This window comes from Pyrobaculum sp. (assembly GCF_049971835.1).
Lineage (GTDB): Archaea > Thermoproteota > Thermoprotei > Thermoproteales > Thermoproteaceae > Pyrobaculum.
Genome location: NZ_JBMFKV010000110.1, coordinates 1 through 6,738, shown reverse-complemented (window position 1 = coordinate 6,738; position 6,738 = coordinate 1). Strand labels below are relative to the sequence as shown.

Genomic DNA, 6,738 nt, shown 5'->3' with positions numbered 1-6,738 from the left:
GCTGGTTAGGATCGGCCACGATGCCTCTGTAGTACATAGTAGCCACCACCGGGGTTGAGCCGTAGTAGTTGCACACGCGGATTATATTAGTATAGTTGACGGGGTCGCCGGTGAAGCCGATGACCGAAATTCTTGTGATGTTGTAGCCGTTGGTGTTGTCGAAGTAGTAGCTGACCTTGGCGTACGTACCCCTAGCAACTGTGGTGTCTGCGCCGGGGTACTTCATGGCTGGCGGCTTTGTGGCGTTCACAACCCAGTACGTTATGTTGGTAAACGTAACTGCAGCCGCCACCAGCGCCACCGCGGTCAACGCCGCCAGCACCACCAGCGGTTTGTAATTCCTTTTCCTCGCCATGAGTCCCCAGAACGTACATCTTTATATATTCAACGTTGTGCCGTGAAAAATACGTACAACGAACCAGACAGACGGTACAAGCGGCGACACCACCTACTGCCGCAGATCTGCTTATCGCCACTAAGACAAAATTTGTTATTATTTATTTTTCCACTGATTTGAGCGGGAAGGGGGACGTTGCCGAAATGTCAAAGGGTGGGGTGGCGGGGTGGTGGCTCTGTCTCGTCTGTGTTTTGATATATACAGCTCCCATATTCACATCGCTATTTGTATATACTCGGCACAACGTTGAATATTTAAACCTTGGAAAAATTCGCTACACATGGCTGGGAGAAGTAGAAACAGGTTGCTGGGGTTGCTTGCGGTGTTGCTGGGAGCCGCCGCGCTGTTTGCAACAGTGTCTATTCTAAACGTGACGTATTGGTACGTCAACACCACACAACCCCCAGTCACTAAGTACGTTGGCAACGACACCTATGTAATGAACGGCACATTTGTCAAGGCCGACTGGTACTACGACTCCAACACCGGTCTCAACATCACTAGGGTATACGTCACAGGCGTCCCTGGCGACATAGTCAACATCACCAACGCCCTCCGCGTCTGCAACAACTACAACGTCCCGGTGAAGATAAGAATCGTAGATGTAAGACAACTACAAGACTTCTACCCCAACTCTACCTATATCAGATACATGGCTGTAAAGTTCATACAGCCAACCAACGCAACCGATAACCAGGCGGTGATTCAAGACGAGAAGGTGGTGGATTGGTCCACGGGCTACGTGACGCTTCAGCCGGGCCAGTGCGCGATTCTAGGCGTCGACTTGACTATCGACGCCAACGCCCCCTACTACAAGACCCTAGCCGCCTACCAGATAAACATCGAGAAGGTGCCATCTGGCTGATGAGAAGCGAGGCGGCGGCTAGAACCCTACTCCTTTTTTTCCCCACCCTCGTATTCCTAATCGCCCTCACCGCGCCGGGGGGCGACTACGCATTCCGCACAGGCCCCCTGGCAGAGGTGGCGGTGGGCGAGGTGCCTAGCTACGTCGCCGTGGAGGGCAAGACTCTGTACCTCTACAGCTCCCCCTACGCCGTGTGGAGCTACCCGCGGGCCATATCTGTGAGCATATTCTACCCAACCTCCGTCCTCGTCTCCTCCACCTGCGGCGCCGTTGCAGTGGCGTCTGTGGGCGGAGCGCCGGGCAAGTACTACGTAGACCTGGCCGTGCCCCCCGGCGTCCAGGGCGACTGTTTTGTCAACTTCACACACCCCTCCGGGTGGAGAGACGCGGTTCTCCTCAAGATTAAGCTAATCGACTGGTACCCCGGCGCCGTGGAGAGGGCAGTGGTGGTTCTCAACGGCTCTGGCTGGCAGTTCGTCCAGGTGGGGGCAGACGGCATGTTCTACGTGTGGGAGCGGCCCCTGGCGAGGTTGCCCGTGGCTGGCTGCGTCTTTGTGTACAACAAGTCGGTGCTCCTCACCGAGATTCTGAACTACGGCGAGGCGGCGCCGAACATAGTGCCGCCCGTATACGTCCCGTCCCCCGGCGGCCAGCCCCGCTTCGGCGCCTTTATAAAGCTTGAGGGCACCTCCACGCTGTATGTATACCAAGCCCCGTGCCTCCGCGCCGTGAACCTCACCGTGCCGCCCCCGCCCTCCTTGAGGGCAAAGCTCGGCGTGTTGCTCCCCGGCTACGCGGGGCCCTACTTCGACTCGCCGACGCCGCGGACACACAGCGAATATAGAACGGCGCTGAGGGTCGTGAACTATACCGTGTCCGCCGGGAGGTCCTACAGGCTCTATATATACAGCTACAGCACCCCGGTGGGCATGTGGGGGGCTGTGCTGAGGTACGACTTCGGAGTGTCTACATACCTCACCACAGAGGTTTCGCTGTTTAGGCCAGCCGCCGCAACGGCGGGTCCCGCGAGGGCGGGCGACGTCTGGCTTTACGTGGCTAACGGCACTAGGTACTGGGTGTACAGCAGGACGCCGCCGTACTACACCTGCAACCCGCCCTGCGGCGCCCCGTCGGGATGGACTGAGCCGCTGTACGTCGTGGCCGACCCGGGGGGTAGCTGGGGCGGGTGGCCGGCGGTCGTGAAGGCGGAGAGGGAATTTCTAAGGCCTTGGAAAACGTAAAACTTATATATACAGGCTTCGTGGAGGCTATGAACTGGGTTGCCCTCCTCGTCGGGGTGGCTTCGGGGATGGCGGTGGCGTTCGGCAGGGTGTACGCGGAGCGGCTGACGGCGAGGTACTACGGCCTCGCCCCCCAGCTCCTCTTTAAGCACAGAGACGTAATCGTGCCCTTTTTAGTGCTGGCAGGGGCCGCGAATATATACGCGGTCTGGATAACCGTGGCCTACGGCGGCATCTCGGCGTGGAGGCTGTCGGCGCTTATAGGAATGGCCCTCGTGCTGGCGGCGCAGATAATCCAGCTAAACGTGGCTCTGAGGCCTTCGAAAAAAGACTTGGAACTCGCCCTCGCGTCGTGCGTCGCCTACGTCTACCTCTTCGCCCTGTACGTAGTTGCCTTGGCAACGGGGAGGTACAGCCTCTGGCTGTTTTGATATGGACGGGGTCGAGTCCCTCTTGATATCCGCCGCGGGCGGCGTGATCGCGGCCTTGGCGCCCCTCATCTACCTGATGTACTACACGAGGCCGGTGACCTTCACCGTGTGGACCGGGGCCCTCGTCTCCTTCATCGCCGGGTTCGTCTTCACGCTCCTAATCCAGCAGTGGGGCCACTTCTACGCCAGATTCACCTACCTACTCGCCCTGGCGCTGTTGCTCACCTCCCTGGCCTACACCTACTGGGGGATGTACAGGAGGCGCTGGACTATGTACCTCTTCGCAGCCGCGGCCTGGATCTACATCATACTCCTCGCAGTGGTGTCCAGGGCCCTGGGGCTGGGAGACCCCTTCATCATATAGCCGTGTTGACGCCGGAGGAGGCCGCCTCCCGGCTGAGGCGCTTGATCGAGGAGAGGTACAGTGGATGTGTGCTGTTTGCCACGCTTTTCGGCTCCGTAGCCAAGGGGAGGGCGGGGCCTCTCAGCGACGTTGACGTGGCGGTTAAGCTGGCCAGCGGTTGCGAGCACCTTGAGTTCTTGGTAAGCTTTTCAGCAGACGCCTCCGAGGTTTTGGGAATCGACGACGTGGACGTCTTGATACTTACCGACGACTTGCCCTACGAGCTGAGGTACCGGGCGGCGTCGGGGAGGCTGATATACGCCAGGGATAGAGAGATCTATGTGGAATACATGGTGACCTCCTTCTCCCTCTGGGCAGATTTCCAGATCCACCTGGCAAAGACCAAGGCTCGGGAGAGGTTTGCGGAGTCGCTATGGGTAAAATAGCGTCGCTAATCGCCTTGGTGAAGAGGAACGTGGAGACGCTTGACGAGCTGGTGAGGAGGTACGGCGCCGCGGAGGTGGTAGAGGACTATGTACTGCTAAATGCGTCTCTCCACTTGATGCAGGTGGCGATACAGGCGCTGATAGACGCCGCCGCCCACTTGCTCGTGGAGCTAGGGGCCGAGCCGCCGAGCAGATATTCAGACGTGCCCTCCGCCCTGGCTCAACACGGCCTCTTAAACAGCGGCGACTCGGCCTTGTTCAGAAAGGTGATTGGTTTTAGAAACGTTGTGGTCCACGGCTACGGCGCCGTAGACTCCGAGCTGGTTAAGAAGATACTAGAGGAGGGCCTATATAGAGATTTACTACGGCTAGCCTCCGTGATTTACAAAGAGGCGCTGAGACGCGGCGTAGATATTAGCCCACGCCACAACGTTAAATATTTATTTACGCACTATTCGTCCCTATGTGAATGTTACAGTGTTTGTTGTCTTGGCGCCGTTGGCTATGTGGATGTTTCCAGTCTACGTGCCGCCTAACTCCACGGCCACGATCTACGCAAGTCTGCCGCCCGGCCTCTGCAACGCCACCGGCGTAATCCACGTGAGCCAGCCGGTGGCGATTGCCTGCGTGAACACGGCGCTGGCGCCCACCACCCTCAGCGGGTACGTGGCGGTGGAGTACCCCAAGCCCCCGCCTCCGCCCAGCGTCCCGGCGCCTGAGGCGCCTATACTGGCGGTGGCGGCCGGCGTAGCGGCGGCGGCTGGCCTCAGCCACGTGGCTGGCAACCGCCGCGAACTGCTCGCCGCCCCGCTGTTGCCGATAGTCGCCCGCATCAAGAGGGCAACCGGCGAGGATCCCGCTAGGCGTGAGATACTGCGGGTGGTTGAACAGCTGGGCGCCGCGACGCTGGCTCAGATAGCCAAGGCCACGGGCAAGGGCTGGGGCGCCGTCCAGTGGCACGTCTACGTGCTGGAGAGGGAGGGCAGGCTGAGGTCTATTAGGATAGGCCCCATGACCTACTACTTCACAAACCCAAAGAAGGCGGCTGAGGTAATCCTCGCCTCAGTGAATCCAGACGCACTGCCGCTGGAGGATAGGGAGAAGCTAGACTTCCTAGCGGCGTCGGCCTCATGAGGCGCCTGGCTTACCCCCTCCTTATCCTACTGGGAGTCGCGGCCGCCTACGCGGTTCTTTCATTTCTCAACCCAGTCCAGTGGCGCCTCAACGCCACCCTGCCCCCGGTGTCTAAGGACGTCAACACGTCGCTGTACCCCCTTGTGAGGGGGTGGTACACCGCCGTCGATGTGAACGCTACGTATTACTACATGAAGTTTATGCCGGGGTGGCCTGAGCAGTACGTCGTCGGCTTGTTCCGGGCGAGAGACCCCGGGTGGCAGGCCAGGCTTGAGGCCGTCGCTAGGGCGGGGTCGCCCGGCGGCACCTACGCCATTTCGCTGGGAGGGCAGGTGCAGATCACCGACGTGCAGAGCGGGGGGCCGTATGTCCCCACCACCGCGCCGCTGGCGTGGACAACCACGACGACAAGCCGCTACTCGGTGCTGGCCAGGGCCTGGTTTAACCAGGGCGGGATATACGCGTGGCAGTGGGTGAACTTCACGGCGGAGCCTATGGCAAGGCTCTACAGCCAGGTGTTTAGTTGCGGCGTTTCGAGTTTTACCGAGGCCTTCAACTGGTGCACGGAGCCCTACAGATATGGCTGGGACGGCGCTTCCAACACCACGTTGATCAACTTGCCGTACCGCACGGTGACATACGGCTCCGAGGCGTGGATAGAGGTGTCGTCGACAGTCGGCAACCCGGCCCCCAGCCTGAGGCTACTAGTAGACGGAGCCGGATCTGGTGGATACGGCGTGGCGGCCCTCGTCGTTAACCTAACGGCACTGGGACAGGTCACTACAGGCAACACAATCCGCGTCCAGCACCTATACGGCCTGCTTCAGAGCGATATCCCCATCAACATCGGCTATATTGAGTTTCAGGTACGTAAACCCGACGGCTCTGTGGTCTATCTCTACCTAGTGAGAGACGACGGTTCGGGTACTACTCAAATATTCGACGTGATGAGCGGCACCGCAACCTCCATATGTTCATACACGATCGGCACAGGCGCCACCGGGTGCCCGACCAACCACATAGTCGTGAGGCTAGGCACACTGTCGCAGACGTGGACAGATTTCTACAACGGTGCGATCAGCACCTACGTAGGCCAAGGCGTAGTGGAGAAAATAGCATTCGTAGCAGTGGACCTCTATTATGCCTCTGGTAAGTGGAATGCCGACTTCTTTATCTACTGGGATAACCTCCAAATTGGCTACTACAGCTGTTCGCTTCCCAGCAACGTGGCGGCGCTGACCAGGGGGGCGGACTCACGGGTGTATGTGGACGCCAGCTACAGCCCCTCTACGCCGCCTTCTTTAGCTACTGAGGTGGATGCCTACGGCTCCACCGGCGCCGTATCTAGCGACTACGGCTACTCAATAGCCGTTTACAGACTGCCGTCCCCGGTACCAGCGGCTGGCGCCTCCATCTCTGTGAGGGGGCTGTATGTGAGAGACGCCGCAGATGCGCAGAACAACGCCGCTTTTGTAGCCGTCGGCGTCGACACAAACGGCGACGGGACAGCCGACGTGGAGTATATCTACTACCGCACAGACGGCGCCACGTACGCCATAGTCTCATCCTTCGTAAGCCCCGGCTCGCTTATATGCACCGGCGCGTGTACCAACACGACGCAGTACCGCTTCATAAACCTCGGCGCGATGGCCAGCGGAAGCACCTACACCTGGTCTATCACCCTCGGCGACCTCCCCGGCGCGGTCGTCGGCGTGGCGCTGGGCGTGGCGGACGCCAGCGGCAACGCCGCTGGGGCTACAGACGACTTCTGGGTTTATTGGGATGACTTGACTGTGACGTACAGCGCGTGTCCTCCGCCCGCCGGCTGGAGCTCGCTGGGCTACGTCTGGCAGTCTTACAGCTATCTGCTGGCGACGGCGG

At 59.7% G+C, this 6,738-nt stretch carries 8 protein-coding genes and 1 pseudogene; 8 read left to right on the top strand and 1 reads right to left on the bottom strand.

Going from position 1 to position 6,738, the window contains the following annotated elements; translation table 11 throughout:
* A pseudogene (locus ACP5J3_RS09590) lies at positions 1–355 on the bottom strand (hypothetical protein); the annotation flags it as partial.
* A gap of 322 nt (positions 356–677) precedes the next feature.
* On the opposite strand from ACP5J3_RS09590, the gene ACP5J3_RS09585 reads away from it, so the two are divergent.
* The 8 genes from ACP5J3_RS09585 to ACP5J3_RS09550 all read left to right on the top strand — a co-directional run.
* On the top strand, positions 678–1,262 hold the full coding sequence (locus ACP5J3_RS09585) for a hypothetical protein (RefSeq protein WP_428495484.1): 585 nt from the start codon (positions 678–680) through the stop codon (positions 1,260–1,262).
* A complete protein-coding gene (locus ACP5J3_RS09580) occupies positions 1,262–2,503 on the top strand; it encodes a hypothetical protein (RefSeq protein ID WP_428495483.1) in 1,242 nt (413 codons plus the stop codon). Before ACP5J3_RS09585 ends, ACP5J3_RS09580 begins: the two co-directional genes overlap by 1 nt.
* Positions 2,504–2,532: 29 nt before the next feature.
* Positions 2,533–2,934, top strand: a complete 402-nt coding sequence (locus ACP5J3_RS09575) for a hypothetical protein (protein ID WP_148682574.1) — start codon at positions 2,533–2,535, stop codon at positions 2,932–2,934.
* Position 2,935: 1 nt separating this feature from the next.
* On the top strand, positions 2,936–3,298 hold the full coding sequence (locus ACP5J3_RS09570) for a hypothetical protein (RefSeq protein WP_428495482.1): 363 nt from the start codon (positions 2,936–2,938) through the stop codon (positions 3,296–3,298).
* A gap of 2 nt (positions 3,299–3,300) precedes the next feature.
* Positions 3,301–3,723 (top strand): nucleotidyltransferase domain-containing protein, encoded by a 423-nt coding sequence (locus ACP5J3_RS09565; RefSeq protein WP_428495481.1) that lies wholly within the window; start codon positions 3,301–3,303, stop codon positions 3,721–3,723.
* Entirely contained in the window at positions 3,711–4,259 is a 549-nt protein-coding gene (hepT, locus tag ACP5J3_RS09560; protein WP_428495480.1) for a type VII toxin-antitoxin system HepT family RNase toxin, read from the top strand. The genes ACP5J3_RS09565 and hepT overlap by 13 nt, the downstream gene beginning before the upstream one ends.
* Positions 4,189–4,857, top strand: a complete 669-nt coding sequence (locus ACP5J3_RS09555; protein ID WP_428495479.1) for a transcriptional regulator — start codon at positions 4,189–4,191, stop codon at positions 4,855–4,857. The genes hepT and ACP5J3_RS09555 overlap by 71 nt, the downstream gene beginning before the upstream one ends.
* The coding region (locus ACP5J3_RS09550; protein WP_428495478.1) for a hypothetical protein at positions 4,854–6,738 on the top strand (1,885 nt) is incomplete at its 3' end. The genes ACP5J3_RS09555 and ACP5J3_RS09550, both read left to right, overlap by 4 nt.

Excerpts from the sequence above, each read along its gene's own strand:
- ACP5J3_RS09580 (WP_428495483.1), top strand. The coding sequence starts at position 1,262 with ATGAGAAGCGAGGCGGCGGCTAGAACCCTACTCCTTTTTTTCCCCACC.
- hepT (WP_428495480.1), top strand. The coding sequence starts at position 3,711 with ATGGGTAAAATAGCGTCGCTAATCGCCTTGGTGAAGAGGAACGTGGAG.
- ACP5J3_RS09570 (WP_428495482.1), top strand. The coding sequence starts at position 2,936 with ATGGACGGGGTCGAGTCCCTCTTGATATCCGCCGCGGGCGGCGTGATC.
- ACP5J3_RS09575 (WP_148682574.1), top strand. The coding sequence starts at position 2,533 with ATGAACTGGGTTGCCCTCCTCGTCGGGGTGGCTTCGGGGATGGCGGTG.
- ACP5J3_RS09585 (WP_428495484.1), top strand. The coding sequence starts at position 678 with ATGGCTGGGAGAAGTAGAAACAGGTTGCTGGGGTTGCTTGCGGTGTTG.